This is a genomic window from Dyella sp. ASV21, from assembly GCF_016428975.1.
In the GTDB taxonomy this organism is placed as follows: Bacteria; Pseudomonadota; Gammaproteobacteria; order Xanthomonadales; family Rhodanobacteraceae; genus Dyella.
On the sequence record NZ_JAELTT010000031.1, the window covers coordinates 1 to 26259 of the forward strand.

The 26259-nt window shown below is 63.3% G+C and carries 26 protein-coding genes and 5 tRNA genes; 28 read left to right on the plus strand and 3 right to left on the minus strand.

All coding sequences use genetic code 11. The features are described 5' to 3' along the window. From JHD67_RS11950 to truD, 8 genes are all read left to right on the plus strand, one after another. Positions 1-1075, plus strand: a 1075-nt coding sequence (locus tag JHD67_RS11950; protein WP_199099412.1) for a CTP synthase, incomplete at its 5' end; no start/stop codon positions are given. Continuing rightward, positions 1072-1905 (plus strand): 3-deoxy-8-phosphooctulonate synthase, encoded by an 834-nt coding sequence (gene kdsA, locus JHD67_RS11955; protein ID WP_199099413.1) that lies wholly within the window; start codon positions 1072-1074, stop codon positions 1903-1905. The genes JHD67_RS11950 and kdsA, both read left to right, overlap by 4 nt. Before the next feature lie 93 nt (positions 1906-1998). Then, positions 1999-3312 carry a phosphopyruvate hydratase gene (gene eno, locus JHD67_RS11960; RefSeq protein ID WP_199099414.1) on the plus strand — a complete coding sequence of 438 codons (1314 nt, stop codon included), beginning with the start codon at positions 1999-2001 and terminating at the stop codon, positions 3310-3312. Positions 3313-3331: 19 nt separating this feature from the next. Continuing rightward, a complete protein-coding gene (gene ftsB, locus JHD67_RS11965) occupies positions 3332-3655 on the plus strand; it encodes a cell division protein FtsB (RefSeq protein ID WP_199099415.1) in 324 nt (107 codons plus the stop codon). Then, the gene (gene ispD / locus JHD67_RS11970; RefSeq protein WP_199099449.1) at positions 3655-4344 is read left to right on the plus strand and encodes a 2-C-methyl-D-erythritol 4-phosphate cytidylyltransferase; all 690 of its coding nucleotides are present in this window, start codon (positions 3655-3657) and stop codon (positions 4342-4344) included. The genes ftsB and ispD overlap by 1 nt, the downstream gene beginning before the upstream one ends. A 15-nt stretch (positions 4345-4359) precedes the next feature. Continuing rightward, the gene (gene ispF, locus JHD67_RS11975) at positions 4360-4833 is read left to right on the plus strand and encodes a 2-C-methyl-D-erythritol 2,4-cyclodiphosphate synthase (protein ID WP_304487904.1); all 474 of its coding nucleotides are present in this window, start codon (positions 4360-4362) and stop codon (positions 4831-4833) included. Next, the gene (mgtE, locus tag JHD67_RS11980; protein WP_199099417.1) at positions 4830-6248 is read left to right on the plus strand and encodes a magnesium transporter; all 1419 of its coding nucleotides are present in this window, start codon (positions 4830-4832) and stop codon (positions 6246-6248) included. Before ispF ends, mgtE begins: the two co-directional genes overlap by 4 nt. Before the next feature lie 57 nt (positions 6249-6305). Further along, positions 6306-7322, plus strand: coding sequence for a tRNA pseudouridine(13) synthase TruD (gene truD, locus JHD67_RS11985; protein ID WP_199099418.1), 1017 nt, complete (start codon positions 6306-6308; stop codon positions 7320-7322). A 45-nt stretch (positions 7323-7367) separates the two neighbouring features. Here truD and JHD67_RS11990 read toward each other — a convergent pair whose 3' ends face one another. Further along, positions 7368-7913, minus strand: coding sequence for a Smr/MutS family protein (locus tag JHD67_RS11990; protein ID WP_199099419.1), 546 nt, complete (start codon positions 7911-7913; stop codon positions 7368-7370). 200 nt (positions 7914-8113) lie between these two features. Between JHD67_RS11990 and surE the strand changes: the two genes are divergently transcribed. The 4 genes from surE to JHD67_RS12010 all read left to right on the plus strand — a co-directional run bounded on the left by surE (position 8114) and on the right by JHD67_RS12010 (position 11264). Further along, positions 8114-8908: a 5'/3'-nucleotidase SurE gene (surE, locus tag JHD67_RS11995; protein ID WP_199099420.1), complete on the plus strand. Its 795-nt coding sequence runs from the start codon at positions 8114-8116 to the stop codon at positions 8906-8908. 1 nt (position 8909) lies between these two features. After that, positions 8910-9590 (plus strand): protein-L-isoaspartate(D-aspartate) O-methyltransferase, encoded by a 681-nt coding sequence (locus JHD67_RS12000; RefSeq protein WP_199099450.1) that lies wholly within the window; start codon positions 8910-8912, stop codon positions 9588-9590. A 31-nt stretch (positions 9591-9621) separates the two neighbouring features. Further along, positions 9622-10230: a VTT domain-containing protein gene (locus JHD67_RS12005; protein ID WP_199099421.1), complete on the plus strand. Its 609-nt coding sequence runs from the start codon at positions 9622-9624 to the stop codon at positions 10228-10230. Positions 10231-10295: 65 nt separating this feature from the next. Next, entirely contained in the window at positions 10296-11264 is a 969-nt protein-coding gene (locus JHD67_RS12010; RefSeq protein WP_199099451.1) for a peptidoglycan DD-metalloendopeptidase family protein, read from the plus strand. Between the two features lie 91 nt (positions 11265-11355). Here the strand turns inward: JHD67_RS12010 and JHD67_RS12015 are convergent, their stop codons facing one another. Together JHD67_RS12015 and yhbY are read right to left on the minus strand one after the other, a co-directional pair. Next, on the minus strand, positions 11356-11733 hold the full coding sequence (locus JHD67_RS12015; RefSeq protein ID WP_199099422.1) for an Mth938-like domain-containing protein: 378 nt from the start codon (positions 11731-11733) through the stop codon (positions 11356-11358). A gap of 7 nt (positions 11734-11740) precedes the next feature. Then, the gene (gene yhbY / locus JHD67_RS12020) at positions 11741-12037 is read right to left on the minus strand and encodes a ribosome assembly RNA-binding protein YhbY (protein ID WP_199099423.1); all 297 of its coding nucleotides are present in this window, start codon (positions 12035-12037) and stop codon (positions 11741-11743) included. A 78-nt stretch (positions 12038-12115) separates the two neighbouring features. Between yhbY and rlmE the strand changes: the two genes are divergently transcribed. The 16 genes from rlmE (at position 12116) to JHD67_RS12100 (ending at position 26247) form a co-directional block, all read left to right on the plus strand. Then, positions 12116-12766 (plus strand): 23S rRNA (uridine(2552)-2'-O)-methyltransferase RlmE, encoded by a 651-nt coding sequence (rlmE, locus tag JHD67_RS12025; RefSeq protein ID WP_199099424.1) that lies wholly within the window; start codon positions 12116-12118, stop codon positions 12764-12766. Next, positions 12763-14712, plus strand: a complete 1950-nt coding sequence (ftsH, locus tag JHD67_RS12030; protein WP_199099425.1) for an ATP-dependent zinc metalloprotease FtsH — start codon at positions 12763-12765, stop codon at positions 14710-14712. Before rlmE ends, ftsH begins: the two co-directional genes overlap by 4 nt. A 470-nt stretch (positions 14713-15182) precedes the next feature. Continuing rightward, positions 15183-15259 (plus strand) — tRNA-Arg (locus tag JHD67_RS12035). Positions 15260-15428: 169 nt separating this feature from the next. Then, a tRNA-Pro gene (locus JHD67_RS12040) sits at positions 15429-15505 on the plus strand. Positions 15506-15532: 27 nt separating this feature from the next. Beyond that, positions 15533-15609, plus strand: a tRNA-Arg gene (locus JHD67_RS12045). A 13-nt stretch (positions 15610-15622) separates the two neighbouring features. After that, a tRNA-His gene (locus JHD67_RS12050) sits at positions 15623-15699 on the plus strand. Positions 15700-15727: 28 nt separating this feature from the next. Further along, positions 15728-15803, plus strand: a tRNA-Lys gene (locus tag JHD67_RS12055). A 367-nt stretch (positions 15804-16170) separates the two neighbouring features. Next, positions 16171-16995, plus strand: coding sequence for a TIGR04325 family methyltransferase (locus JHD67_RS12060; protein WP_199099426.1), 825 nt, complete (start codon positions 16171-16173; stop codon positions 16993-16995). A gap of 533 nt (positions 16996-17528) precedes the next feature. Continuing rightward, on the plus strand, positions 17529-18152 hold the full coding sequence (locus JHD67_RS12065) for an XrtA/PEP-CTERM system exopolysaccharide export protein (RefSeq protein WP_199099427.1): 624 nt from the start codon (positions 17529-17531) through the stop codon (positions 18150-18152). 40 nt (positions 18153-18192) lie between these two features. Beyond that, a complete protein-coding gene (locus JHD67_RS12070) occupies positions 18193-19737 on the plus strand; it encodes an XrtA system polysaccharide chain length determinant (protein ID WP_199099428.1) in 1545 nt (514 codons plus the stop codon). Further along, positions 19734-20519 carry a polysaccharide biosynthesis protein gene (locus JHD67_RS12075; protein WP_199099429.1) on the plus strand — a complete coding sequence of 262 codons (786 nt, stop codon included), beginning with the start codon at positions 19734-19736 and terminating at the stop codon, positions 20517-20519. The genes JHD67_RS12070 and JHD67_RS12075 overlap by 4 nt, the downstream gene beginning before the upstream one ends. Positions 20520-20579: 60 nt before the next feature. Beyond that, complete coding sequence (locus JHD67_RS12080; protein WP_199099430.1) at positions 20580-21920, plus strand: outer membrane beta-barrel protein; 1341 nt, start codon at positions 20580-20582, stop codon at positions 21918-21920. Then, positions 21917-22699 (plus strand): alpha/beta hydrolase, encoded by a 783-nt coding sequence (locus JHD67_RS12085; protein ID WP_199099431.1) that lies wholly within the window; start codon positions 21917-21919, stop codon positions 22697-22699. The genes JHD67_RS12080 and JHD67_RS12085 overlap by 4 nt, the downstream gene beginning before the upstream one ends. Further along, positions 22696-23529 carry an alpha/beta hydrolase gene (locus JHD67_RS12090; RefSeq protein WP_199099432.1) on the plus strand — a complete coding sequence of 278 codons (834 nt, stop codon included), beginning with the start codon at positions 22696-22698 and terminating at the stop codon, positions 23527-23529. Before JHD67_RS12085 ends, JHD67_RS12090 begins: the two co-directional genes overlap by 4 nt. Then, positions 23526-24521, plus strand: a complete 996-nt coding sequence (galE, locus tag JHD67_RS12095) for a UDP-glucose 4-epimerase GalE (protein ID WP_199099433.1) — start codon at positions 23526-23528, stop codon at positions 24519-24521. The genes JHD67_RS12090 and galE overlap by 4 nt, the downstream gene beginning before the upstream one ends. Continuing rightward, the gene (locus JHD67_RS12100; RefSeq protein ID WP_233171844.1) at positions 24511-26247 is read left to right on the plus strand and encodes a hypothetical protein; all 1737 of its coding nucleotides are present in this window, start codon (positions 24511-24513) and stop codon (positions 26245-26247) included. Before galE ends, JHD67_RS12100 begins: the two co-directional genes overlap by 11 nt. The last annotated feature ends 12 nt before the right edge of the window (positions 26248-26259 follow it).

The following is a 26259-nucleotide window of genomic DNA, read 5'->3' on the forward strand; positions in this document are numbered from 1 at the left end:
CATCGGCATCCAGCCGGACGTACTGCTGTGCCGCTGCGAACAGCCGCTGCCCGATGGCGAGCGCCGCAAGATCGCGCTGTTCACCAACGTGCCCGAGAACGCCGTGATCAGCGCGGCCGACGTGGACATCATCTACAAGCAGCCGTTGTGGCTGCACAAGCAGGGGCTGGACGAAATTGTCGTCAAGCGCATGGGCCTGCCGGCCGGTCCGGCCGACCTTTCCTCCTGGCAGCGCACCGTGGACGCGGTGGAGCATCCCAAGGACGAGGTCACGGTGGCCATTGTCGGCAAGTACGTCGAGCACAAGGACGCCTATAAGTCCCTGGGCGAGGCGCTGCGCCATGGCGGCATCAAGCAGCTCACCCGCGTCAATCTCAACTGGGTTGATTCCGAGCAGGTCGAGGCCGAAGGCGCCGCCAAGGTGCTGGGCAATGCCGACGCCATCCTGGTGCCCGGCGGCTTTGGCAAGCGTGGCTTCGAAGGCAAGGTGCTGGCCGCCAAGTACGCCCGCGAGAAGGGCGTGCCGTATTTCGGCATCTGCTACGGCATGCATGCCGCGGTAGTGGATTTCGCCCGTAACGTGGCCGGCTTCACCGACGCCGATTCCAGCGAGAACGACCGCAATACGCCCAACCCGGTAATCGCCTTGATTACCGAGTGGACGACCGCCACCGGCGAAGTGGAAACCCGCAGCGAGCGTTCGGACCTGGGCGGCACCATGCGCCTGGGCGCGCAGGAGTGCCGCCTCAAGGCTGGCACGCTGGCCCGTCAGCTCTACGCCCAGGACGTGGTGCGCGAACGTCATCGCCATCGTTACGAGTTCAACAACCGTTACCGCCAGCCGTTCGAGGATCTCGGGCTGGTGATCTCCGGCAAGTCGATGGACGACCTGCTGGTGGAGATCGTCGAGCTGCCGCAGCAGAAGCACCCGTGGTTCCTGGGCTGCCAGGCGCATCCGGAATTCACCTCGACCCCGCGCGATGGGCACCCGCTGTTCATCGGTTTCGTGCAGGCCGCCCGTGAGTTCAAGGCGGTGCGTGAGGGCGAGCGTCTGGCCAAGGAGTCGGTGGCATGAAGCTGTGTGGTTTCGAGGTTGGCCTGAACCAGCCGCTGTTCCTGATTGCCGGCCCGTGCGTGGTCGAGTCCGAGCAGTTGCAGATGGATACCGCCGGCAAGCTCAAGGAGATCACCGGCAAGCTCGGCATCCACTTCATCTTCAAGTCCAGCTTCGACAAAGCCAACCGCTCCTCGATCGACAGCTTTCGCGGCCCCGGCATGGAAGCGGGCCTGAAGATTCTGGCTGAAGTGAAGCGTCAGCTCGGGGTGCCGGTGCTCACCGATGTGCATGAGTACACCCCCATGCACGAAGTGGCCGAGGTGGTGGACGTGCTGCAGACGCCGGCGTTCCTGTGCCGCCAGACGGATTTCATCCAGAAGGTTGCCCGCGCCGGCAAGCCGGTGAACATCAAGAAAGGCCAGTTCCTCGCCCCGTGGGACATGAAGAACGTGGTCGACAAGGCCAAGGCCACCGGCAACGAGGACATCCTCGTGTGCGAGCGTGGCGCGAGCTTCGGCTACAACAACCTGGTGTCGGACATGCGCTCTCTCAGCGTGATGCGCGACACCGGTTGTCCGGTAGTGTTCGACGCTACCCACTCGGTGCAGTTGCCGGGTGGGCAGGGCGCCACCTCGGGTGGTCAGCGCGAATTCGTGCCGGTACTGGCGCGCGCCGCCGTGGCGGTGGGTGTGGCCGGCCTCTTTGCCGAAACCCACCCCAACCCGGCAAAGGCGCTGAGCGACGGCCCCAACGCCTGGCCGCTGGATAAGATGGAGGCCTTGCTCGAGACGCTGCTGGAACTCGACCAGGTCACCAAGCGACATCCATTCCTGGAACATACGCTCTGATCCGCCGCGGGGGAGGCGAACGAAGCGAATCCCCCGCGACACAGGCAGGATGTTCTTCACCGCTTCATTTACCTCAGCAAAGCTACGGACCCCATGAGCACCGAAATCACCCGCATCCACGCCCGTGAAATCCTCGATTCCCGCGGTAATCCCACGCTCGAAGCGGAAGTGACCCTGGCTGGCGGCGGCTTTGGTCGCGCAGCGGTTCCCAGCGGCGCCTCCACCGGTTCGCGCGAGGCTGTGGAGCTGCGTGACGGCGACAAGGCGCGTTACCTGGGCAAGGGCGTGAAAAACGCCGTGGCCAACGTCAACAACGCCATCGCCAGCGCACTCAAGGGCTTCGACGCCGCCAACCAGGGCGGCCTTGACGCCAAGCTGATCAATCTGGACGGCACGCCCAACAAGGGCAAGCTGGGTGCCAACGCCATTCTCGGCGTGTCCATGGCCGCCGCGCATGCCGTGGCAGCGCAGCATCACCAGCCGCTGTGGCAGTACCTCGCCACCATCAACGGCACCACCGGCAAGCCGGGTGCGCTGCCGGTGCCGATGATGAACATCATCAACGGTGGCGCGCATGCCGATAACAACGTCGACGTGCAGGAGTTCATGATCCTACCGGTAGGCGCGCCCAGCTTCGCTGAAGCGCTGCGCGCCGGTACCGAGGTGTTCCACGCGCTCAAGAGCGTGCTCAAGGGCAAGGGCCTGAACACCGCCGTGGGCGATGAGGGCGGTTTCGCGCCGAACCTGCGCTCCAACATCGAAGCGCTGGACACCATTCTCGAAGCCATTCACAAGACCGGCTACAAGGTCGGCAGCGATATCCTGCTCGGCCTGGACGTGGCCAGTTCGGAGTTCTTCAAGGACGGCAAGTACGACCTGGAAGGCGAGGGTAAGGTCTACACCCCGGCGCAGTGGGTGGACGTACTGGCCAGCTGGGCCAAGCAGTACCCCATTGTCACCATTGAAGACGGCATGGGCGAAGGCGACTGGGACGGCTGGAAGCTGCTCACCGATACGCTCGGCAAGAACGTGCAGCTGGTTGGTGACGACCTGTTCGTCACCAACCCGGCGATTTTCCAGGAAGGCATCGACAAGCACATCGCCAACGCCATCCTGATCAAGGTGAACCAAGTCGGCACGCTGTCCGAGACGCTGGAAGCCATCGCCATGGCCGATGCGGCCAAGTACGCCGCCATCGTCTCGCACCGTTCGGGTGAAACCGAAGACACCACCATCGCCGATATCGCCGTAGCCACCACTGCTACCCAGATCAAGACCGGTTCGCTGTGCCGCACCGATCGCGTGGCCAAGTACAACCAGCTGTTGCGCATCGAAGAGGCGCTGGGCTCGGCGGCACGTTACGCCGGTCGCGATGCGTTCCCCAACCTGACCAGCCTGCCGGGCTGAGCCGGGAGGCCGACTATCCATGTTGCGCTGGGTCGCCCTGATTCTGCTGCTGGTGCTCGTCGGCCTGCAGATGAAGCTGTGGAACGGCAACGGAGGCGTGCACGAGGTGGAAACCCTGCGCGCCGCCGTCAAGAAGCAGGGCGAGGACAATGCCCGGTTGCAGCAACGCAACCAGGCGTTGAGCGCTGACGTGGATGATCTCAAGCACGGCGAGCAAGCGGTGGAGGCCCGTGCGCGTGTAGAGCTGGGCTTGATCAAACCAGGCGAAACGTTCTACCAGGTGGTCGAAAAGCCGGGCGCCCAGCAGGCGCCCGCTTCCGCCGCATCCACAGGCGAGCGCTGATCATGGCGCCCCTATGGTGTGTGGTGCCGGCCGCAGGGCGCGGCACCCGGGTTGGCGGTGAACTGCCCAAGCAATACCTGCCGCTCGCCGGGCGGCCACTGATCCTGCATACGTTGGAACGGCTGGCAGCGCATCCGCGCATTGCCGGCTTGATGGTCGTGCTCGGTAACTGCGATCGGCATTGGCTTGGCATCGAGCAACTGAGTGGCAAGCCTGTGCTCACCACGGTTGGTGGGGCAGAACGCTGCGATTCCGTGCTTGCCGGGCTGCAGGCACTGCCGACCGAGGTCAGCGACGATACCTTCGTGCTCGTGCATGACGCGGCGCGGCCCTGCGTGCGCGAGGCGGACATCTCGCGCCTTATCGATCAGGGCATCGCAGCGGGTGGCGCGTTGCTGGGCGCGCCCTTGCGCGACACGCTAAAGCGTGCCGGCGATAACGGTCGCAGCCAGGTCACCGAGCCGCGCGATCATCGTTGGCGTGCCTTCACGCCGCAGATGTTTCGTCGTGGCGAACTCGCTACCGCCTTGCATGCCGCCTCCGCCGACGGCGTGACGGTGAGCGATGAGGCGATGGCGATGGAGCGTGTCGGCTTGGCGCCATTGCTGGTCGAAGGCGCCGAGGACAATATCAAGGTAACGACGGCAGCCGACTTTGCGCTGGCCGAGTTCCTGTTGCCGCGTACTTAAAGGAGAGGCCGCATGATGAGAATCGGCCAAGGTTTTGACGTCCACACCTTTGGCGAGGGCGATCATGTGATGCTCGGCGGCGTACGCGTGCCGCACCATAAGGGCCTGGTAGCGCATTCCGACGGCGACGTGGTGATCCATGCATTGTGCGACGCCATCTTTGGCGCGCTGGCCATGGGCGACATCGGTCGGCATTTTCCGCCCAGCCAGGAGCAGTGGCGCAACGCCGACAGCCGACTATTCCTGCGCCACGCGGCCAAATTGATGCGCGAGCAGGGCTACGCGCTGGGCAACGCCGATGTCACGGTCATCTGCGAGGCGCCTAAGGTGGGCCCGCATGCGCAAGCGATGCGCGAAGCGGTAGCCGAGGAGCTGGGCAGCACGATCGATCGCATCAGCATCAAGGCCACCACCACCGAGAAGCTGGGCTTTACCGGGCGCGGCGAAGGCATTGCGGCGCAAGCCTGCGTATTGCTGGTCCTGGCATGAGCGAGTCAGGGGCTCGCAGTCCGGCCTCGCGCCCACACGAACAGCTCGACACCATTATCGAGCTGTTGCGCCGGCTGCACGGCTTCGGCCAACTCGCCGAACCAGATGCCGATGCGGGCTTTCGCGAGACCGAGGTAGAGCTACAGCGCTTGCTGGACAGCCTGCATCCGGCCGATATCGCCTATGCGCTGGAAGCGCTGCCACGCAACGACCGATTGACCGTCTGGCATCGCGTCAAGGCTGATCGCGACGGCGAAATCCTGCTCGAAGTCTCCGACGCGGTGCGCGAATCGCTGATCGCGGACATGGACCAGGGCGAGATCCTTGCTGCCGTGGAACCGCTGGACGCCGACGAACTGGCAGACCTGGTGGACGACCTGCCGACCGCGGTGCTTCCCGAGCTGATGGCCAGCCTTGGCGCGCAACAGCGCGAGCGCGTGCAGGCGGCGCTGTCCTATCCGCAAGATCAGGTTGGCGCGCTGATGGATTTCGAAATGGTGACCATCCGCGAGGATGTGAGCCTGGAAACCGTGCTGCGCTATCTGCGCCGTTTCGACGAGCTGCCCGAGCAGACCGACAAGCTGTTCGTGGTCAATCACGAGAATCTATTGACGGGTGTGTTGCCGCTGCACTGGCTGCTGGTCAATTCGCCCGAGAAGATGGTGAGCGAGGTAATGGCGCCTGACGTCAACACCTTCCATCCCACCGATGACGCCTACGAAGTGGCGCAGGCGTTCGAGCGCTACGATCTGGTCACCGCACCGGTGGTCGATGGCGGTGGCTACCTGATAGGCCGCATCACCATCGACGCGATGGTGGACGTGCTGCGCGAGGAGAGCGAAAGCGAAGCCCTCAGTCGTGGTGGCCTGCGTGAAGAGGAAGACATCTTCGCCTCCGTGTGGAAATCCGTGCGCAACCGTTGGGCGTGGCTGGCGATCAATCTCGTCACGGCCTTCATCGCTTCGCGCGTGATCGGTTTGTTCGAAGGCTCTATCCAGAATCTGGTCGCCCTGGCCGCGCTCATGCCCATTGTCGCGGGCATTGGCGGCAATTCCGGCAACCAGACCATCACCATGATCGTTCGCGCGCTTGCGCTGGACCAGATCACTCCAGCCAGCGCCCGCCGTTTGTGGGGCAAGGAAATGGGCGTGGCGCTGTTCAACGGCCTGGTGTGGGGCGGGGTGATCGGCCTGGTGGCGTGGCTGCTCTACGACAATCTGGCGCTGGGTTTGGTGATGACGGCGGCGATGACGCTTAACCTGGTGCTGGCCGCGTTTTGTGGCGTGGGCATCCCTTTGCTGATGATGCGCTTGGGTCGCGATCCGGCCATGGGCTCCAGCGTGCTGATTACCGCCATGACCGACTCGGGCGGCTTCTTCATCTTTCTCGGTCTCGCCACGCTGTTCCTGATGTAATACGCCTTTGGCGTTTTTGTTTTTTCTATTGATAGCCGGCGGCGCCGGTGGAGTCCCATGTCCGATCTCGAACTGCCCTATGCCTATGGCAACCCGCCCCTGACCGCCGTGCTGCGCAGCACGCCGGAGGATTTCCAGGTGGAGGAGATCCTCGGCTATGACGCTGATGGCGAGGGCGAGCATGCGTTGCTGTGGGTGGAAAAGCGTGGCGCCAACACCGATTGGGTGGCGCGCGAGCTGGCCAAGTTCGCCGGCATCCCCCCGCTCAATGTCGGCTATGCGGGACTCAAGGACCGTCATGCGGTGACGCGCCAGACGTTCTCCGTGCAATTGGCTGGCAAGCCCGATCCGGATTGGTCGACGTTTCCGCACGCCGACGTGAAAGTACTGGCTGTGACGCGCCACAAGCGCAAGCTCAAGCGTGGCGCGCTGCGCGGTAACCGCTTCGTATTGGTGCTGCGCCAGATCCAGGGCGATCGCACCGTGGCCGATCAGGTGTTGCAGCAGATCGCCCAGCGTGGCGTGCCCAACTACTTCGGTGAGCAGCGTTTTGGCCGTGAAGGCGGCAATGTGGCACAGGCGCGTGCCATGTTCGCGGGGCGACGGGTGGATCGCGACAAGCGTCACTTCCTGCTGTCCGCCGCGCGTTCGCATATCTTCAATGCCTTGCTGGCGGCGCGCGTGGAGCAGGGCGTATGGGATTCGCCGATGGAGGGCGAGATCTGGGCATTGGCCGGTTCGCGCTCCTGGTTTGGCCCCGAGCCGTTCGACGCTACCTTGTCCGCGCGACTGGCCAGCGGCGACATCCATCCTTCCGGTCCGTTGTGGGGCCGTGGCGAAACTCCGGCCAAGGCGGATGTAGCTGCGCTGGAGAACGCCGTGGCTGCCGCCAATAGCGACCTGGCCGAAGGCTTGGTCGAGGCGAAGATGGATCAGGAGCGTCGCGCCCTGCGCATGATTCCGCAGAACCTGTCCTGGCGCTGGCTGGACGAGGATGCGCTCGAACTCAGCTTCGAGCTACCCCCGGGCGCGTACGCCACCACCGTGGTGCGAGAGCTGGCTAGCGCGGGCTGACCCCGGCGCGCCCCTTCTCCAGGGTGGAAAGGGGCGCGCAAAAGCTTAGCCCTTCAGCAAGACCACCACCGCTCCGGTGCCCCCCTGCATGGGCCTTGCCGATGCAAACGCCACCACGTCATCGCGGCGGCGCAGCAGGCGGTCAGTGAGCATCTTCAGCACCGGGCCAGACGCCCGCGAGCGCAACCCCTTGCCATGCACAATGCGCACGCAGCGCAGGCCCCGCTGCTTGGCCTCGGCCAGAAAGTCCGCGATACAGGCTTGTGCGGCGGCGGCGTTCATCTGGTGCAGGTCGATTTCGTCCTGGATGCTGAACTGGCCGCGTTTGAGCTGACGCAGCAGCTTGGGCGGATAGCCGTCCCTCAGGTAGGTGAGCTCCTCGCCGACTTCGATCAGGGCCGGGTCAAAGGCCATATCCAGCAGCTCGCCTGGCACGGCCGCCTCATCCGCCTCGAACATGCGCGCTTCCGGTTCCGGCTTGGGCGCGGCCGGTGGGGGCGCGACGGGATCGAAAGGCTTCACCTCGCCAATGGCCTCGCGAAAAAGGCGAGCGTCGTCCTCGGTAACCTGGGTGGGAGGGCGTTGTTTCATCCATCCATCCTAATGCAGGCGCTGGGGGCGCGTGTCGCGCCGGCACTGAGCGTGAGATGGGTCTCAAGTTGAACGCCGACGTATGGTTAAAGCGTGCTCCGGGCAATGTGAAACCGTCGCCCCGGTCCGGTAGACTCGGTGCTTCACCAGGCGTCTTTCGGCAAGGCCAAGACGCTGCGACTGGCTCTGAACGGATCATCATGCAAGTTCTGGTTTCAAACGACGATGGCGTGGATGCACCGGGCATCCGCGTACTTGCTGAGCGCCTAGGCGCGGTTGGCCAGGTCACGGTAGTGGCCCCCGATCGCGACCGTTCCGGCGCTAGCAATTCCCTCACGCTGGATGCGCCCATTCGCGCACTGCGCATGGACAACGGTTACTACCGTGTCGCCGGCACACCCACCGATTGCGTGCATCTCGCGCTGGCAGGGTTGTTGGATCACGAGCCGGATATCGTGGTTTCGGGCATCAACAACGCCGCCAACCTGGGCGACGACGTGATCTACTCCGGCACCGTATCGGCCGCGATGGAAGGGCGCTTTCTCGGCCTGCCCGCCATCGCCGTGTCACTGGTGAGCAAGGACCATAACGGCATTCATTACGAGTCGGCGGCCAATGCCGTGCTGCTGCTCATGCAGCGCCTGCTGGTGGACCCGCTGCCGGCCGATACCATCCTCAACGTCAACGTGCCCGATCGCCCGTGGGAGGACATCCGCGGCTTCGAAGTCACTCGCCTGGGCAAGCGTCATCGCTCGGCGCCATGCATCAAGCAGACCGATCCGCGCGGCAAAACCATCTGGTGGATTGGTCCGGCCGGCGACGTGGACGATGCCGGCCCCGGCACTGATTTCGACGCGGTGCGCCGCGGCTATGTGTCGGTCACGCCGATTCATGTCGATCTCACCCGTTTCCAGGCGTTGGAGAAAGTCAGCAGCTGGGTAGGCGGCCTGAATCAGGGTGTCTCGGGCGGCCAGTCGACCGATGAGGCCGCTTGAGGTGAACGTGCATCCGCTGCCTCCATCGGCATTGAAAGGCGAGGGCATGACCTCGCAGCGAGCGCGCGACCGTCTCGCTACCAAACTCAAGGAAGAGGGCATTCGCGACCAGCGTGTGATCGACGTGCTGCGCAATACGCCTCGCCACCATTTCATCGATCAGGCGCTGCACTCGCGCGCCTACGAAAACACCGCCCTGCCGATCGGCCATGGCCAGACCATTTCCCAGCCGTGGGTAGTGGCGCGCATGACCGAGGCGTTGCTGGAATACGGTGTGCCGCAGAAGGTGCTGGAGATCGGCACCGGTTCGGGCTATCAGGCCGTGGTGCTGGCGCAGCTGGTGCCACAGGTCTTCACCGTGGAGCGCATCGAAGAATTGCTGCGACAGGCGCGTCGTCGCTTTCGCCAGTTGGGGTTGTCCAACATCCGCTCGCGCCACGACGATGGCAAGCTGGGTTGGCCGGATGAAGCTCCATTCGACGCCATCATCCTCACCGCCGCCGGTGATGCCATTCCGCACGCCGTGCTCGATCAGCTCAGCCCCACCGGTGTGCTGGTGGCGCCGGTAGGTTCGCCCAGCAACCAGATGCTGATCCGCATGCGTGGCGACGGCCAGGGCGATTTCATCCAGGAAGAGCTGGGTGCGGTCAGTTTCGTGCCTTTGCTCGGCGGCATCGGCTGATGCACCACTTCATACAGGGAACCCGCTAAGCATGCGTTTGTTCGGACCGTTATATGCGCGTGCACTCACGTGGGCGCGCCACCCCAGGGCTGTCTATTACCTCTGCGGCCTGAGCTTCTTCGAAGCCTTCATTTTTCCGATCATGCCGGAAGTGATGTTGGCGCCGATGATGCTGGGCAAGCGTCACAAGGCCTTCTTCTACGCCAACATCAGCCTGCTGTTCTCGCTGATAGGTTCGCTGGTGGGCTACGCCCTGGGCCATTGGGCCTTCCACGCGCTGTCGCCCCTGCTGGACAGCCTGCACCTGCTGGCGCCCATCGAGAAGGGCGTGGACAACCTGCGCCTGCAGATGAACGAGCATTGGCTTGGCTTGCTGGTGGTGCTGGCGCTGGCCGCGCTGCAGCCGGTGGTGCCGATGAAGTTCGTGACCTGGGCCGCCGGTATCGTTGGCGTGCCGATCATTCCGTTCCTGGTGTGCATGGCGGTTGGACGCGGCAAGCGCGTATGGCTGCTGGCGCTGCTGATCCGCCTGTTTGGTGAGCGCGCCGAGCGCATTCTGCACAAACATATCGAGCGCATCGGTTGGGCGGCTATCGTCATCTTGGTGGGATTGTTGGCGTGGTGGCTGCTCTCGCGCTGAACGTCGGCCGTCGGGCCGGCGGTCGTCCAGTGGGTCATCGCATGAAAAACGGCGATGGCCTCGTTATGCTGGCGGCCATGAATGGATATCTCCGGTCACTCGTTCTGGTTTCCGCCACCGTGGTGCTGGCCGCATGCGGCACGCAGCGCTCCGTGGTGGTCGAGCCTGCCGCTGGTGGTTCGTCTCGCGGCGGCGTGGTGTCTCCGGCCGCGCGTCCGGCACCCGGCGGCTCCTATCGAGTGGTGAAGGGCGACACGCTCTATTCCATCGCGTTTCGCAACGGCGTGGATTTCCGCGACCTGGCCAATTGGAACCATATCGATTCGCCTTACACCATCTGGCCCGGCCAGGAGCTCAAGCTCGGCCCGGCGGGTGGTAAGCCGGCCGTCACGCCCGTACGCAACATGACAGGCACGGTGGTGACCACCGCCAAGCCTGTGACACCCACGCCTGCGCCCGCCGCGACCCATGGGGTTGCGGATGCTCCTGCGCCGGTCGTGTCCGTGCCGGTCGCGAGCAGTTCGACCACGCCCGCCAGCACCCCGGCGTCGGCGGCAAGCACGGCACAGGTGGTGCCGGTGGCCGGCGCCCCGGTGGCGGCCGCCACCACACCGCCGCCGCCCCCGCCAGCGCCCGCCGCACCGGGGGCTACCCGCAGCAGTGGCGGCGTGGCCTGGCGATGGCCTGCCGACGGTTCACTCATCAAGCGCTTTCAGGCAGGCGATGCCATTCCGGGCATCGAGATCGCCGGCAAGTCCGGCGACCCCGTGCGCGCGGCCGCCGATGGCGTAGTGGTTTATAGCGGTAACGGCCTGGTGGGCTATGGCGAGCTGGTCATCGTCAAGCACAACGACAGCTATCTGTCGGCCTACGGCCACAACAGCAAGCGCTTGGTGAAGGAAGGTCAACGCGTGAGCGCCGGCCAGCAGATCGCCGAGATGGGCGCCACAGGCGCCACCCGCGACGAATTGCAGTTCCAGATTCGCAAGGACGGCAACCCGGTCGACCCGCTGGGCTACCTGCCGTCGCGCTAAGCGCGCAAGGCCATTCCGTAGGTGGGTGCGTGAGTAGAGCGCCGATGTGCGCTCTCTCACGGTAGCGGCGTGGCTGCCAGGATGTCGGCTTTCAGGCCGCCGGCAAGATAAAGGCCGCCACCACGCGACGGCTCTCGGCCGCCAGTAAGTCATAGGTGCGAGCGGCGGCGGCGTTGTCCATCACTTCCACGCCGACGCCTTTGCGCAGCAGCCCGGCCATGAAGGCAGCGGCCGGGAACACCTGGCGCTCGCCGGTACCCAGCACCACCAACTCCGGCTTCAGTTCCAGGATGGCCTCTGCATGGCCGGCATCCAGCTCAGTGGACGCGGCCACCGGCCAGCCTTCGATCGCACGGTCAGGCGCCAGCAGGAAGCTGGCGGTGATTTCCCGGTCCATCACCGTGACGCTGCGTGGACCCACGCGGCGCACGAACAGGTAATTGCCTGGGCGGTCGAGCGTCAGGTCCATGCGTGCCTCAGCGCGGCAGGGCGAGCTTGGGCTCGTCCTCGTTGCGACGGAACAGTACGGCGATATGGCCGATCTGCTGCACGCTCTCGGATCGGGTGCCGTTGGTGAGGAAGTCGATCTGCTCCTGGCGCTCGTCCTTATCGCCGCCGGACAGCTTCACCTTCACCAGTTCATGATGGGAGAGAGCGAGGTCCAGCTCTTTGAGGACAGCCTCGGTGGCACCCTTGGCGCCAAGCAGGATGACAGGGTGGAGATCGTGGGCGAGGCTGCGCAGGTAGCGGCGCTGCGAGGGGGAAAGAGCCATGCGTTCAGTCTTAAATTCGCGGCGGAGAGACTGCTAAGGGTATCATGCGGTATCCCCCTACCTGCGTCCGTTGCCGACATGTCTCGCAGCAAGAGTAGTTCCCGCTGGCTGCGGGAGCATTTCGATGATGTTTATGTGAAGAAGGCCCAGGCCGAGGGCCTGCGGTCCCGTGCCGTGTTCAAGCTGGAGGAGCTGGTCGACCGCGACCGCCTGCTCAAGCCGGGCATGCGCGTGGTGGACCTGGGTGCCGCCCCGGGCGGCTGGTCCCAACTGGTCCGCCAGCGCCTGGGCGACACCGGCGCGGTGATCGCCATGGATATCCTGCCCATGCAAGGTATTGCCGGGGTGGATTTCCTCCAGGGCGATTTCCGTGAAGAATCGGTGTTGCGCGAGCTGGAAAGCCGTTTGCAGGGCCAAAAAGTGGATCTTGTGCTATCTGACATGGCCCCCAATATGAGTGGTGTAGCCCTGGCGGACCAGATCCGGGCGATGGACCTGGCGGAGCTGGCACTGGATTTCAGCCGGCAATGGCTCAAGCCGGGTGGATCGTTCCTGATCAAGTTGTTCCAGGGGACAGGCTTTGACGATTACTTGCGCAGCTTGCGCGGGGACTTCACCCGCGTGACCATGCGTAAACCTAAGGCCTCCCGCGCACGTTCGCGGGAGGTGTATGCATTAGCCGTGGGTCGCAAGATCACCGGCGGGCAATCGGGCGAGAACCGTGCATGAATGAAATGGCGAAAAACCTGCTGCTCTGGCTGATCATCGCGGTGGTTCTGCTCACCGTGTTCCAGAGCTTCAATCCGCATGGCGCGTCCTCCTCGGATCTGCCCTACAGCAGCTTCGTGCAGAGCGTGGACAACGGAAACGTGGCCACGGCCACCATTAGTGCCGACCAGCCGGCCGCCATCAGCGGCAAGCTGAAGGACGGCAGCGCGTTCCGCACCGTTGCACCGGTCCTCGGCTGGTCCACCAACTCGGTGGTCAAGCAGATGCAGGACAAGGGCGTGGAAGTGCGCCAGGAGCCGTCCAACAACGGCCCGACCCTGCTAGGCCTGTTGCTCAACTGGCTGCCCATCATTCTTATCGTAGGCGTGTTCATCTGGTTCATGCGCCAGATGCAGGCCGGTGCCGGTGGCCGAGGCGCCATGAGCTTTGGTCGCTCGCGCGCCAAGCTGCAAGGCGAGGACCAGATCAAGGTCAACTTCAGCGACGTCGCCGGTTGCGACGAAGCCAAGGAAGAAGTGGGCGAACTGGTCGAGTTTCTGCGCGACCCGGGCAAGTTCCAGAAGCTGGGCGGCAAGATTCCGCGCGGCGTGCTGATGGTTGGCCCGCCGGGTACCGGTAAGACGCTGTTGGCCAAGGCCATCGCCGGCGAAGCCAAGGTGCCGTTCTTCTCCATCTCCGGCTCCGACTTCGTCGAGATGTTCGTGGGCGTGGGCGCCAGCCGCGTGCGCGACATGTTCGAGCAGGCCAAGAAGCACGCGCCGTGCATCATCTTCATCGACGAAATCGATGCCGTCGGTCGCCATCGCGGCGCCGGCCTGGGGGGTGGTCACGACGAGCGCGAGCAGACCCTCAACCAGCTGCTGGTGGAAATGGACGGTTTCGAGGGCACCGAAGGTGTCATCGTCATCGCCGCCACCAACCGTCCCGACGTGCTCGATCCGGCGCTGCTGCGCCCGGGCCGCTTCGACCGCCAGGTCGTGGTGGGCCTGCCCGACGTCAAGGGCCGCGAGCAGATCCTCAAAGTGCATCTGCGCAAGGTGCCCACGGCACCGGACGTCGACCCCATGACCATCGCGCGCGGCACGCCCGGCTTCTCCGGTGCGGATCTCGCTAACCTGGTCAACGAGGCCGCGCTGTTCGCCGCGCGTGAGAACGCACGCGATGTGCGCATGAGCCACCTCGACAAGGCACGCGACAAGATCCTCATGGGTACCGAGCGTCGCTCGATGGCCATGAGCGAAGACGAGAAAAAGCTCACCGCCTATCACGAAGCCGGCCACGCCATCGTCGGTCGCCTCGTGCCCGAGCACGATCCCGTCTACAAGGTCACCATCATTCCGCGCGGTCGCGCGCTGGGCGTCACCATGTACCTGCCGGAAGGCGACAAGTACAGCATGAACCGTGTGGCGATCGAATCGCAGCTGTGCTCGCTGTATGGCGGTCGCGTGGCCGAGGCGCTGATCTTCGGTGAGGACAAGGTCACCACCGGTGCCTCCAACGACATCGAGCGCGCGACCAAGATGGCGCGCAACATGGCGACCAAGTGGGGCTTGTCCGACACGCTCGGCCCCGTCACCTACGGCGAGGAAGAGGACGAAGTGTTCCTTGGGCGCGCCGTGACGCAGCACAAAAACGTCTCCAACGAGACCGCGCGCAAGATCGATGAAGAAGTGCGCGCCATCCTCGATCGCAACTATGCTCGCACCAAGCAGCTGCTGACGGACAACATCGACAAGCTGCACGTGATGGCCGACGCACTGCTGCAGTACGAGACCATCGACGCGCACCAGATTGACGACATCATGAATGGTCGCGTGCCGGGTCCACCGGCGGATTGGTCCAAGACCTCCAGCACCGGCTCCACGCCGCCGCCTCCGCCGCCGCGTGGCGATGCGGGTGCCAAGGTGGGTGATCCGGCCACGCAGAGTCGTATCGCTGATCGTTGATCGATGGCGTGCAGAAACAGCACATCAAAGGCGGCCGCAAGGCCGCCTTTGTTTTTCCTGCAATGCAGGGTCGCGTGCAATGCGCACAGAACGCGGCTATCGCGGTCACCACGCCACACACATCGTGCGGGGCAGGCGACGAGTCTCAGTACGCATGCAGCACGTCACGCGTAGCGCGTCATGCGAAGCGCGAGCGCCGCGTAACGGTGTCCATGCAGGGTGTTGTCACCCCATATCACTATTTGTGAAATTTTTTGCCGGAAAGGTCTGGCGAAACCCGAAGCGGATGGCATAAACTATGCAGCTCGGGTGACGCGTTTTCATCGTTTTGCAGAAGCTTCTTCAGCAATCGATGAAAAAAATATGAAAAAAAGTATTGACGCGCCGGCCTCGAATCTGAATAATTCCGCTTCTCGCTTCGGCGCTTTCCACTAAGGTGGTTAAGCGGCAAGGCAAAATGTTTTGAAAACGCGCCCGTAGCTCAGTTGGATAGAGTACCAGGCTACGAACTTGGTGGTCGGGAGTTCGAATCTCTCCGGGCGCGCCAAATTTAGCAAGTCGATGTGTTCGCACAACGATTTGCACCGCAAGGCAGTGAATCGCCAAACGGACCGAACGTAGTGAGAAAGTTCGGTATGCTTTATACGGATTGACTAGGCTACGCGTCACCCGTAGCATTTCAAGGCTTCAGCCCGAGAAGGTTGAGGGTTCGAAATCGGGGTATAGCTCAGCCTGGTAGAGCGCCAGCTTTGGGAGCTGGATGTCGGGGGTTCGAATCCCTCTGCCCCGACCAGCAGATGCTGATGCACAATGTGCACAAGCGCCTGTAGCTCAACCGGATAGAGCATCGGCCTTCTAAGCCGACGGTTGCAGGTTCGATTCCTGTCGGGCGCGCCAGTTCAAGTTTGCGGTGGATGTAGCTCAGCTGGTTAGAGCATCGGATTGTGATTCCGAGGGTCGTGGGTTCGAGTCCCATCTTCCACCCCAGTTGAGCCGGTAAGTAAAAACAAGTTTTGGGCCGTTAGCTCAGCTGGTAGAGCAGTTGACTCTTAATCAATTGGTCCTAGGTTCGAATCCTAGACGGCCCACCAAAAAGATAGGGACTTAGCGAAAGCTAAGTCCCTTTTCTTTTGCCTGCCGGAAAAATGCCCGGGAAATTGGCCGGTAATTCGCCTATGAAACGGCGCCCGCCGGCGCAGTGTCTCAGGTCATGCCAAGTTGATCTCGGCCTACTTTTTAGCCCTTCCGATGAGCTGCACCACGGGCACACGGCAGGCCGGACGCGCCGCGCCGCGCCACGTCACGATCAGGCTGCTTCCACGCTGTCCCCCTAGGCTGATGGCCATAGAGCGTTCGTGAGTCTGCCCGGGGCGGGCGTTTGGGCTGATAGTGCGGGCAGGGCTTTGCGAGTTGCCGCGTATGCGGTGGTGCGGGGCATCACATGGCAACGGGGGCGGTATGGATAGTCATACGACGATCCAGGGCATAGTGGAGCAAGCGTCGCATTGGCCGGGTATTGGCGGCTTGCTGCGCGCCAGGTACGAGCGGCGTTTTCGTGCGCACGATTCCACCATGCGCAATCTCTATCGCGGCGTGTACTCCAGCTTTGCGGAAGCGCAGGCAAGTATTCCGCAGAGTCTGCTGCAGGGGTACGACAACGCGGCATCCGCCTCCTTTTATCGGGAGCGCACGCGGCGCGTGTTTCTCAACGACTACCCCGCGATGTGGTGGTTGTCGCGCCTGTTCGAGGAGGGGCAGACCTCCGTGTTCGATCTGGGTGGCCATATCGGCATTGCGTATTACGCATATCAGCGCTATTTCCGTTACCCCGATACCGTGCGCTGGACGGTAATGGACGTGCCGGCGGTGATGGAGGCCGGTGCGGCATGGGCGGAAAAGAACGATAGCCTGCGCCACCTCAGTTTCACCTCTCGTCCCGAGGATGCCGGCGATGCCAATGTGTTCTTTGCGGCGGGTTCGCTGCAGTACCTTGATTACACGTTGGCGCAGTTGCTCGCCCAGCTCGATCGGCGACCGGCGCATTTGCTGCTGAACTCCGTGCCCATCCATATGACGGTGTCGTACTTCACCGTGCAGAACACCGGGGTTTCCTGTTGCCCGTATCGCGTCATTGCTGAGCGCGAGTTCGTGGATGGCTTGCGAGAGCTGGGCTATGTCGTGCGCGATCGCTGGGAGAACACCGATCGCCGCTGTGATATTCCTTTCTATCCGGCGCATTCGCTGGATCGTTACTTTGGTTTGTATCTCAGTCGCGAATCCTGACGCGCGCCCACCCGCGTCATCGCCATGCGAGCCGGGTGCCTGATTCCTGGATGGCACCCGTTACACATCCTTTAAGCGCGCTTTCTGGCGAGGCATTTGCTGCATCGCTCGATCTAAGCGGCGGCAGAGGCGCGCGCCATGCAACCCCTGACGACGCAAGGCGCTCCCGCTGCGGTCGGCGCGGTTGGCAAGTGCGTACCTGGCCGTGTCGGAATGAGTTGGATGCGGCCCGATGGGTGGAGCGTCCGGACGTATCGGCCAAATGGTCTAAATCGGCTGCCCCGGCGGGGTTGCTCTCATGTGTCGGATGTAGCCCGCCTACCGCGTCGGATCAGTGGGCCGGCCCTGCCTAGGCCGTCTGGCTGCTAGAGGCGAGCGCGCGGTAGCGAGAGCCTTCCATCGCGGCTGGCGGTGCGGTTGCGATGGCCGTCCATGTGCGGCAAGTCATAGCTCTAATGGCTTTGTCAAGCGGGATTTTCTATTGGATATACTCAGTCGTGACGCAGTTCACACTTTTGAACCAGGGGGCGGCCATGAAGAGTCTTCGTCAGCTTTTCGTACTGTGTGCGGTGCTGTTGTTGAGCGCCTGCGCGACCGGTGGCGGGTCGACAGAGGCGCCCAAGATCGATCCACAGGCGCAGGCTGTGACGACCTACCGCATTGGTGTCGATGACCAACTGCAGATCACCGTCTGGCATAACCCCGATTTGAGCGTAAGCGTGCCGGTGCGTCCGGACGGCAAGATCACCGTGCCGCTGATTGGCGATGTGGTCGCGGGCGGCAAGACGCCGGAGGAAGTGGCCGGCGAGATCAAGGACAAGCTGCAAGCCTACGTGCGCGACCCGCAGGTAGCGGTGATCCTCACCGAGCTGCGCAGCCACGAATACCTCTCACGCGTGCGCGTAACCGGTGCTGTTCGCTCGCCAGTGTCCATTCCTTACCGGCAGGGCATGACCGTGCTGGATGCGGTGCTGGCGGCTGGTGGCACCACCGAATTCGCCGCGCCCGACCGCACCGAGCTCTATCGCAAGACCGCCGATGGCGTAACCACGCCCTATGCGGTGCGGCTGGACAAAGTGCTGCAACAAGGGGACCTGGCCACCAATTATCCGGTGCAGCCTGGTGACGTGGTGACCGTGCCGTTGCGGGCGTTTTGACGCCCGCCGTGATCCAGGGAACCGGATCGAGGGAATAGCTATGAGTGGCGAACTCACACCTTTTGCGAGCCTGGTACCAGCACTGGTAAGCGAGGCGCGTCGTCGGCGAGTGACCATGGGCGTGCTGTTCGCGCTGATTGCCCTGGCGGCCCTGGTCACCGGCACGCTGTGGCCGAAGAAATACGAGGCATCCACCACCATCATCGCGCAGGAGAGCAACATCATCTCGCCGCTGATGGAGGGCGCGGCATCGGCGACGGCCAACAAGAACCGAGCCAGCATCGCCCGCGACGTGATCTTCAGCCGCGACGTGATGAACCAGATCCTGGTTGTCGGCGGCTGGGCGGCCAAGCACCCCTCGCCGATCGAACAGGATCGCATCGTGGAAGGCATCAAGTCGCGCACCAAGGTGCTGATGGAGCGCGACAACCTCATCACCATCAGCTATTTCGATACCGATCCCCGCCGTACCTACGAGGTGACGCGGCAGTTCGCGCAGCTGTTCATCAGCGAAAGCCTGGCTTCCAAGCAGCGTGAAAGTCGCGAAGCCTACGAGTTCATCAACAGCCAGGTCGAGGCCTACCGCAGCAAGCTCACCGATGCGGAGGACAAGCTCAAGGCCTATCGCGGCACCAACGAAGATGCGCGCCCGGGCAGCGAGACCGATACCAATGCGCGCATCAGCCAGTTGCGCAGCCAGATCGAGCAGGCGCGCATGGATCTGATGGAGCGCCGTTCGCAGGAAGGTTCGCTGGCGTCCCAGCTCACCGGCGAGTCGGAAGTGAGCACGGTGGAGACGGTGGGTGGCGTCTACCAAACCCAGATGGCCGATCTGCAGGCGCAGTTGGACAAGCTGCTGCTGACCTATACCGAGGAATACCCGGACGTGGTCCGCATACGTCACCAGATGCAGGACCTTCGCCAGCAGATGGCGCAGGAAGACCAGCGCAAGGCGGCCGCGCAACTGTCCGGCACACCAACGACACTGGATAGCCGCGTGCAGTTCAATCCGGCCTATCAGCAGATCAAGACCCAGTTGAGCACCACGCGCGCCTCCACTGCGGCGGCTGCGGCGCGCCTGGGTGCCAGCGAAGCGGCTTTGCAAACCGAACTGCAGCGCAGCGCCCGCATCGCCAATTCCGAGAACGTGGTGGCCGAGCTCACGCGTGACTACAACGTCAATCGGGACGTGTATCAGGATCTGCTCAAGCGTCGCGAGAACGCACGTGTGTCCATGAACCTGGATGCCGAGCAGCGTGGTCTGACCTTCCTGATCCAGAACCCCGCCGTGATGCCGTTGGTGCCCTCGGGCCTGCGTTTCATGCACTTCAGCATTGCGGGGCTCGCGCTGGCATTGGCAGTGCCGGTGGGCCTGTTGTTCGGGCTGGTGCGGCTGGATCCACGCGTGCGTTCGGTAGAGCGCCTGGAGCAGGCGACGGGTCTCGCCGTGCTGGCCTCCATCCCGTTCTATCCCACCCCCGATGATCGTCGTCGAGAGCATCGGCAAAACCTGTTTCTGATGGTCACGCTGGCGGGCATTGCGGCGATCTACCTGGGCGTGTTCTGGCTGAGGCTGAAGGGATGAACATCAAAGACGACAACGTGAACGACGCCTCCGACAGCTTCGAGAATGTGTTGGAAGAAGCGGCGCGGAGCCTGCAGCGCCATGGCTCACCGGGTCACTCGATCGCGCGCATGAACGAGAGCGGCCAGGAGCTGGTGCCGCTGCAGCTGGAAGAACGCCGGTTGATCCATCGCGATGAGTCGGTGCGTCGCCAGTCCGATGCATTCCGCGAGATTCGTACGCGCCTGCTCGGCATCGCGGGCCAGCAGAACTTCGTCACGTTGGTGGTTTCAGTAAGCCCGCGCTCAGGTGGCAGCTTCGTCACGCGCAATCTGGCGGCGGCCTTTGCGTTCGATGAAGCCAAAACCAGTTTGCTGATCGACTGCAATCTGCGCTATCCCAGTCAGCACAAAGCGTTGGGCGTGGAGCCGCTCAGTGGTGGCCTGATCGACTTTCTGGAACAGCCTTCGCTGGGCATCGAGCCGGTGCTGTACCGAACCGGTATTCCGCGCATGCGCCTGATTCCGGCGGGCAAGGCACGCGAGAACAGCGGCGAGTATTTCTCCTCGTTCCGCATGAGCACCATGCTCGACTCGCTGCGCTGTCGCTATCCCGATCGCTACCTGTTCCTGGACGGGCCCGCCATCAAGGGCTCACCGGACGCACGCATCCTTTCGGACCTGGCCGACTTTGTGGTGGTGGTGGCGGGTTATGGGCGCGACACGCCAGGGGCGATCAGTCAGGCAGTCACCAATTTCGATCCCGAAAAAATGGCCGGTGTGGTGTTTAACCACGTGCCGTGAAGGGCCGTACTGCGAGTTGACCTAGGCGGTTCCAGCGACGACTCCACCAGGGGAAGGGACATGGCAGTACGCACAACACTGGCTCGATCGATCATGGTTGCCCTGGCGGCGTGCTCGGGCAACGTGTACGCGTCGCAGTTCGACTGGTCGGTCTATGTGACGGGCGAGCACACCGATAACGCCGCACTGACCACCACCGCGCCGATCAGCACCAATGTGTTGGCTCCTGGCGTCACATTCGCTTACACCCAGCAGGGTTCCGCGGTGCAGGCCAACGTTACCGGCAACCTGGAATATCGCAACTATTCCGGCAACACCTTCGCCAACCAGACCGTGGCCCAGGTCGCGGGGCAAGCCAACTGGGCGGTGATTCCCCAGCGGCTCGATCTCACCGTGCAGGATTACGCAGGCGTGGCGCCGGTGAACTCCCTGGCCGCCAATGCGCCGGGCAATCAGCAGCAAACCAACGTACTTGCCATCGGCCCGACCCTGCATTTTCGCGTGGGCGAGGGTATGACGGGCGACGCGGAAGTGCACTACATCAATAGCTATGCATCCAAGGTGGACGAGTTCAATTCATCGCGTGGACAAGCCGCGCTGCGTCTGTTTCGCGATATCAGCCCCACCGACCAGATCTCCGGCAACGTGGAGTACCAGCACGTCGACTTCAGCAGCAGCACGGCGGGCTCCAACTACGACGATTATGCGGCTTACGCGCGCTACACCAGCCGGCTCACGCACCTGAGCATCGACGCATCGCTGGGCTGGTCGCAAATCAAATTTACCCAGGGCGGCTCCTACAGCAGCCCGCTCGCGCGCATTGTGCTGGGCTGGAGTCTTACGCCACGCAGCACCATCACCATCAACGGTGCGTACCAATACGCCGATGCGGCGCAGGACATGCTGCAACCCACCAATGTCTCCGTGGGCGGCGAACTGGTGCCCTTGCAGCCGCTCACCGAGGCGATGGACGCCACCCGCGGAACCATTGGCGTGGGCAGCGTGGTCATCAGCTCGGACGTATACAAGGAACGGCAGATCTCGGCCACCTATAGCTATCGCGATGAACGCCTCAACTTCTCGGTCGTGCCGTCGTATAGCAAGCTCGATTACATCAACACGACCACGCTGAACCAATCCGCCAAGGGATTGGGTTTCACCACGGACTACAAGCTCACCCAAAGCGTATCGATATCGGGCTTCGCCACCGGCGAACGGGTGACGTACGACAGCATCGATCGCCACGACAAGGGCTATCGCTACGGCCTGGCGTTCAATCATCAGCTGACCCAGCACTGGAGCTGGGGCACTTCCTATGTGCGCCAGATCCAGCACAGCGACACGGTAGGGCAGTCCTACCACGAGAACGAATACCTGGTGACGGTGGTATACAAACGATGAAACGGCCTGATAAAGAGCTTCCGTTTTTCTTCGGTACGCGCGGGGAGCTATTCGGCATCTATCATCCGGCTCCCCGCTCGATGGGTAAGGCAGTGCTGTTGTGCGCGCCGTTGGGCCAGGACTATATCCGTTGCCATCGTCTATACCGACAACTTGCCAGCACGCTGGCGGCGGAGGGCATGCCGGTCTTGCGATTCGACTACTACGGCTGCGGTGATTCGGCCGGTGCAAGTAGCGAAGTGGATTGGGATCGTTGCCTGCAAGACACCGCCACGGCGGCGCACGAGTTGCGCGCGCGTGCGGGTATCGATCATGTGGTGGCGTTTGGCGCTCGCCTGGGTGGCAGCGTGGCACTTGCAGCCGCTCAGGCGGCGCGGCTGGACGATGTCCTGGTGTGGGATCCCGTGTTGCATGGGGATGCCTACGTCGCCACGCTCGATGCGCTGCAGGACGCCTTGCGACGCGACACCAAGCGTTTCGTGCGCCCGCGCGAATGGGTGGATGCCGCAGGTCAATGGCTTGGTTTTGAGGTTAACCCGGCACTGCGCCGACAGATCGGCGCCCTGCATGCCGGCTGGCACAAGCGACCATCGCTGCTGCTCGACACCTTGGGCGATGCCGCGCCGCACGATTGGAAAGGCTTGTCGGTGGATGCCAGCAGCATCCGCGTGATCGAACCCGCCACGCCGTGGGACGACCTGGCCCGACTGGAAGCGGCCATCATCTCGCATCCCGTGGTCCAGACCGTCAGCTCGCATTTGAGCGGAGCGTGCGGATGATCGAGCGGGCCTTCCGGTTTGGACGCGCACAGCACCTGGTGGGCATCGCCGGGCTGCCCGAATCCACCCCAGCGCCGGTGGGCGTGATCGTTCTCAATGCGGGGCTGGTGCATCGCGTCGGTCCGTTTCGCCTCAATGTCGATATGACGCGTCGCATGAATGCGCTGGGTTATGCGACTTTGCGCTTTGACATGTCCACCATTGGCGACAGCGGTGCGTCCGGGGAGTCGCAGACGCGCGCGCAGCAGGTTTGCGCCGATGTGGACGACGCCATGAGCCTGCTGCAGCAGCAGGCCGGGTGTTCCCGCTTCGTGCTGGTGGGCCTGTGCTCGGGCGCCGAGAAAGCGCATACCGTGGCCCGCGATCGGGCCAGCCACACCAGGCTCACCGGCGTGGTGTTCTTGGATGGCTTTGCCTACCGCACGCTGGGTTTCAAACTGCGCTATTACCTTCCGCGCGTGTTCAACCTGCGCAGATGGACGCGCTGGCTGGGGCGCAAGTCGCGTGAACTGGCCAAGGGTGACGCACCGTCCTTCGGCGTGGCGCCGCTGCCGCAGGACGTCGTGAGCGAAGACCTGCGCGATATGGTCGGGCGGGGCCTCAAGCTCTGCATGATCTACAGCGGCGGCATCAACATGTATTTCAACCACTCGCGGCAGTTCCGCGAGTGCTTCGGCAGCGTCATGGCCAGCCCGGCCGTGAGCACGCGCTACATCGAGGAAACCGACCACACCTACGTGCTGGTGGACGATCGGCGGCATCTGATCGACCACATCGAGGCGTGGCTCTGCCGCAATTTTCCCACAGCCCATGCAGGTGCTTCGCCATGAATGGAGTCCTCGTCACCGGCGGAGCCGGCTATATCGGTAGTCACGTCGTGCAGCAGCTGGTGGCGCGCGGAGAGCACGTGGTGGTGATCGACAATCTTTCCACCGGTTACGCCGAAGCCGTGCACGGTGCCGAACTCGTCGTGGGCAATATCGGCGATCGAGGCCTGGTATCGAGGGTGCTCGAACGCTACCGGGTCGATACGGTGCTGCATTTCGCGGCGCATACCGTAGTGCCCGAGTCGGTGAGTGATCCGGTCAAGTATTACGGCAACAACACCTGCAACACCTGCAACCTGCTGGCCAGTTGTGCGGAAGCCGGCGTGCAGCACTTTATTTTCTCATCGACGGCGGCGGTGTACGGCCTGACCGAGGCCGGGATCGCGGATGAGGAAACACCCACCAACCCCGTCAACCCGTATGGCATGTCCAAGCTGATGTCGGAGAACATCCTGCGCGACTTGAGCGCGGCATCGAGCTTGCGGCATGTGATCCTTCGCTACTTCAATGTCGCGGGTTGCGATCCTCTGGGGCGCATCGGTCATTCCGCCCCGCATGCCACCTTGCTTATCAAGGCCGCGTGCGAACATGCGGTCGGCAAATGCGAGAGCTTGTGCATCTACGGCACCGATTACAACACGCCGGATGGTACCGGCATTCGTGATTACATCCACGTGGAGGATCTGGCGGCCGCGCATTTGCGTGCACTGGATCACCTGCGTCGCGGCGGCTCGTCGCTCACGCTCAATTGCGGCTATGGGCATGGCTACAGCGTGCGCGAAGTGATCGACTCGGTGACGCGGGTCAGCGGTCGCGCGCTCAATGTGGTGGAACGTCCGCGTCGCGCCGGCGATCTGGCCATGTTGATCGCGCAGAGCGCGCGCCTGCAGGAGGTGCTGGATTGGCATCCGCAATATGACGACCTGGACTTTATCGTCACCACCGCGTTCCGTTGGGAGCAGAAGATGGTGGAGCGGATAGCGCATGTGGCCTGATATCGCCATCGCGCGTCGCTGCCGCGTCGCCCTGGGTGTGCTGCTGCTGTTCGCGGGCGCGGCTGCGGCTGCCTCTACACACTCGGCAACCAAGGCGCATACCAACCCGTCGCCGGCCACGCAGGCCGGAACAGCGACTGCCGCGCAGGGCGAGTTGCTACCCGATCAGCGCATCGTGGTCCATCGCAACGTGGGAGACCGTTCGCCTGCGCTGGTGACCATGGGCATTCCGTTTGCGCCGGATACGCTGAAGGACCCGCAACTGCTGCGGATTCTCGACGAGAAGGGCAACGAAGTGCCTTCGGTCGCCAAGACCGTGCTGCATTGGTACGCCAAGGACAACAGCATCCGCGCCGTACGTGTGCAATTCCGTGCACCGCTCACCTCCGATGAGGAGACCTTCTACTTCGCGATCGACAAACCGCGCCAGCAGGAGATCGCCGGCTGGCCGTACGATACGGGATTGGTGGAGGGGGAAAAGGGCCTTCGCGTGCCTGCCGCGCTCGCCACGCTTACCCCCGAATGGCTGACCGCTTCGCTGATCGCCGGCCCGCAGGCGGTCGCCGCACCGAACGAGGCTTACGCCAACTATGTCGCCACCCAGTTCAAATGGGCCGGTCGCTTGCCGGCGGACGATTCCACCGCATTCCTGTTTGATCGATCCTCGACCTTGTTCAAGGCGTACATTCGTACCGGTCGGCTGGACTACCTGCAGGCGGCCGATCTCAGTTACCGCTTCTACATGAAGTACATCAAGCGCGACGGTATGCCGGAGAGCCCTGGTTGTGCGGGCGGCTGGACGTATAACGACAAGCCTTGCGACGTGAAGTACGTCTATATCGAGCCCATTCTGCTTTCCCTTGCGCTCACCGGCGACGATGTGACCTACGACAGCGCGATGGTGGAGAAGATGGCGACGCTGTGGGACAACGGCGGCTGGAACAATCGGCCCGGTCCTTACACCAAGCCGCAGCAGTACTTCACCGAACGACTCGCCGGGCTGGGTTTGTTGGCCACGGTGAGCGCGTATGAACTCACCGGCGACAAGCGCTGGCTGGCCAAGGTGAACGATCGGGTGGGTTGGCTGTATGAGCACCAGCGCAACAACCCGGACGGATTGGGCGACGATGGCTCCTGGCGCAATAGCTGGAATATCCACGAGAACGACGATTGGAACCCCGCCAGCGATGTGCGCGGTGCCTCGCCGTGGATGACCGAGAACATCATCGATGGTCTATGGCATGCGTGGCTGGTCACCGGGGACAAGCGCATTCCGGGCATGATTGCCGGGTTTGGCCGCTATCTGGAGCAGTACGGATGGATCAGTCGCGACCTGCTGGTGAATCCGCACGATTGGCGTAACCCGTGTTCAGGCGCAGATGGACAGATTGCCTGGTATTGGTCGTCCTCCAAGGCCAAGATCGATGCCTTGCGCAAGATTCAGGAATCGGAAGGTTGGTACAGCGACGCCCACGACGTGGAGTTGGCGTTGCCGGTAGCGGCGGCCTACTACTTCGAAACCGACCCCAAGCAGAGTGCGGCCTTGAAGGAGCGCTTCGAGAAGCTCTCCAGTTCATATAGCCCCGCTTGCGGCAAGCTCGACGACACCAAGCGCCGGTTCAATTGGAACAACCGCGGCAGTGGCGTCGTGCAGTGGCTGATGCGGCAGCCGCCGGGCAGTGGCGCGTCGCCTCCGGCATCGCCTGCAGCGCAGGCCTCGCCATGAATCGGGGGCCGC

What these genes read in the sequence shown, in the direction of transcription:
- ftsH (WP_199099425.1), top strand. Translation starts at nt 12,763, where the DNA reads ATGAATGAAATGGCGAAAAACCTGCTGCTCTGGCTGATCATCGCGGTG.
- mgtE (WP_199099417.1), top strand. Translation starts at nt 4,830, where the DNA reads ATGAGCGAGTCAGGGGCTCGCAGTCCGGCCTCGCGCCCACACGAACAG.
- JHD67_RS12005 (WP_199099421.1), top strand. Translation starts at nt 9,622, where the DNA reads ATGCGTTTGTTCGGACCGTTATATGCGCGTGCACTCACGTGGGCGCGC.
- ftsB (WP_199099415.1), top strand. Translation starts at nt 3,332, where the DNA reads ATGTTGCGCTGGGTCGCCCTGATTCTGCTGCTGGTGCTCGTCGGCCTG.
- surE (WP_199099420.1), top strand. Translation starts at nt 8,114, where the DNA reads ATGCAAGTTCTGGTTTCAAACGACGATGGCGTGGATGCACCGGGCATC.
- yhbY (WP_199099423.1), bottom strand. Translation starts at nt 12,037, where the DNA reads ATGGCTCTTTCCCCCTCGCAGCGCCGCTACCTGCGCAGCCTCGCCCAC.
- JHD67_RS12060 (WP_199099426.1), top strand. Translation starts at nt 16,171, where the DNA reads ATGGATAGTCATACGACGATCCAGGGCATAGTGGAGCAAGCGTCGCAT.
- JHD67_RS12090 (WP_199099432.1), top strand. Translation starts at nt 22,696, where the DNA reads ATGATCGAGCGGGCCTTCCGGTTTGGACGCGCACAGCACCTGGTGGGC.
- kdsA (WP_199099413.1), top strand. Translation starts at nt 1,072, where the DNA reads ATGAAGCTGTGTGGTTTCGAGGTTGGCCTGAACCAGCCGCTGTTCCTG.
- JHD67_RS12100 (WP_233171844.1), top strand. Translation starts at nt 24,511, where the DNA reads ATGTGGCCTGATATCGCCATCGCGCGTCGCTGCCGCGTCGCCCTGGGT.
- truD (WP_199099418.1), top strand. Translation starts at nt 6,306, where the DNA reads ATGTCCGATCTCGAACTGCCCTATGCCTATGGCAACCCGCCCCTGACC.
- JHD67_RS12010 (WP_199099451.1), top strand. Translation starts at nt 10,296, where the DNA reads ATGCTGGCGGCCATGAATGGATATCTCCGGTCACTCGTTCTGGTTTCC.
- eno (WP_199099414.1), top strand. Translation starts at nt 1,999, where the DNA reads ATGAGCACCGAAATCACCCGCATCCACGCCCGTGAAATCCTCGATTCC.
- JHD67_RS12080 (WP_199099430.1), top strand. Translation starts at nt 20,580, where the DNA reads ATGGCAGTACGCACAACACTGGCTCGATCGATCATGGTTGCCCTGGCG.
- galE (WP_199099433.1), top strand. Translation starts at nt 23,526, where the DNA reads ATGAATGGAGTCCTCGTCACCGGCGGAGCCGGCTATATCGGTAGTCAC.
- JHD67_RS12085 (WP_199099431.1), top strand. Translation starts at nt 21,917, where the DNA reads ATGAAACGGCCTGATAAAGAGCTTCCGTTTTTCTTCGGTACGCGCGGG.
- JHD67_RS12015 (WP_199099422.1), bottom strand. Translation starts at nt 11,733, where the DNA reads ATGGACCTGACGCTCGACCGCCCAGGCAATTACCTGTTCGTGCGCCGC.
- JHD67_RS11990 (WP_199099419.1), bottom strand. Translation starts at nt 7,913, where the DNA reads ATGAAACAACGCCCTCCCACCCAGGTTACCGAGGACGACGCTCGCCTT.
- JHD67_RS12070 (WP_199099428.1), top strand. Translation starts at nt 18,193, where the DNA reads ATGAGTGGCGAACTCACACCTTTTGCGAGCCTGGTACCAGCACTGGTA.
- ispF (WP_304487904.1), top strand. Translation starts at nt 4,360, where the DNA reads ATGAGAATCGGCCAAGGTTTTGACGTCCACACCTTTGGCGAGGGCGAT.
- JHD67_RS12075 (WP_199099429.1), top strand. Translation starts at nt 19,734, where the DNA reads ATGAACATCAAAGACGACAACGTGAACGACGCCTCCGACAGCTTCGAG.
- JHD67_RS12065 (WP_199099427.1), top strand. Translation starts at nt 17,529, where the DNA reads ATGAAGAGTCTTCGTCAGCTTTTCGTACTGTGTGCGGTGCTGTTGTTG.
- rlmE (WP_199099424.1), top strand. Translation starts at nt 12,116, where the DNA reads ATGTCTCGCAGCAAGAGTAGTTCCCGCTGGCTGCGGGAGCATTTCGAT.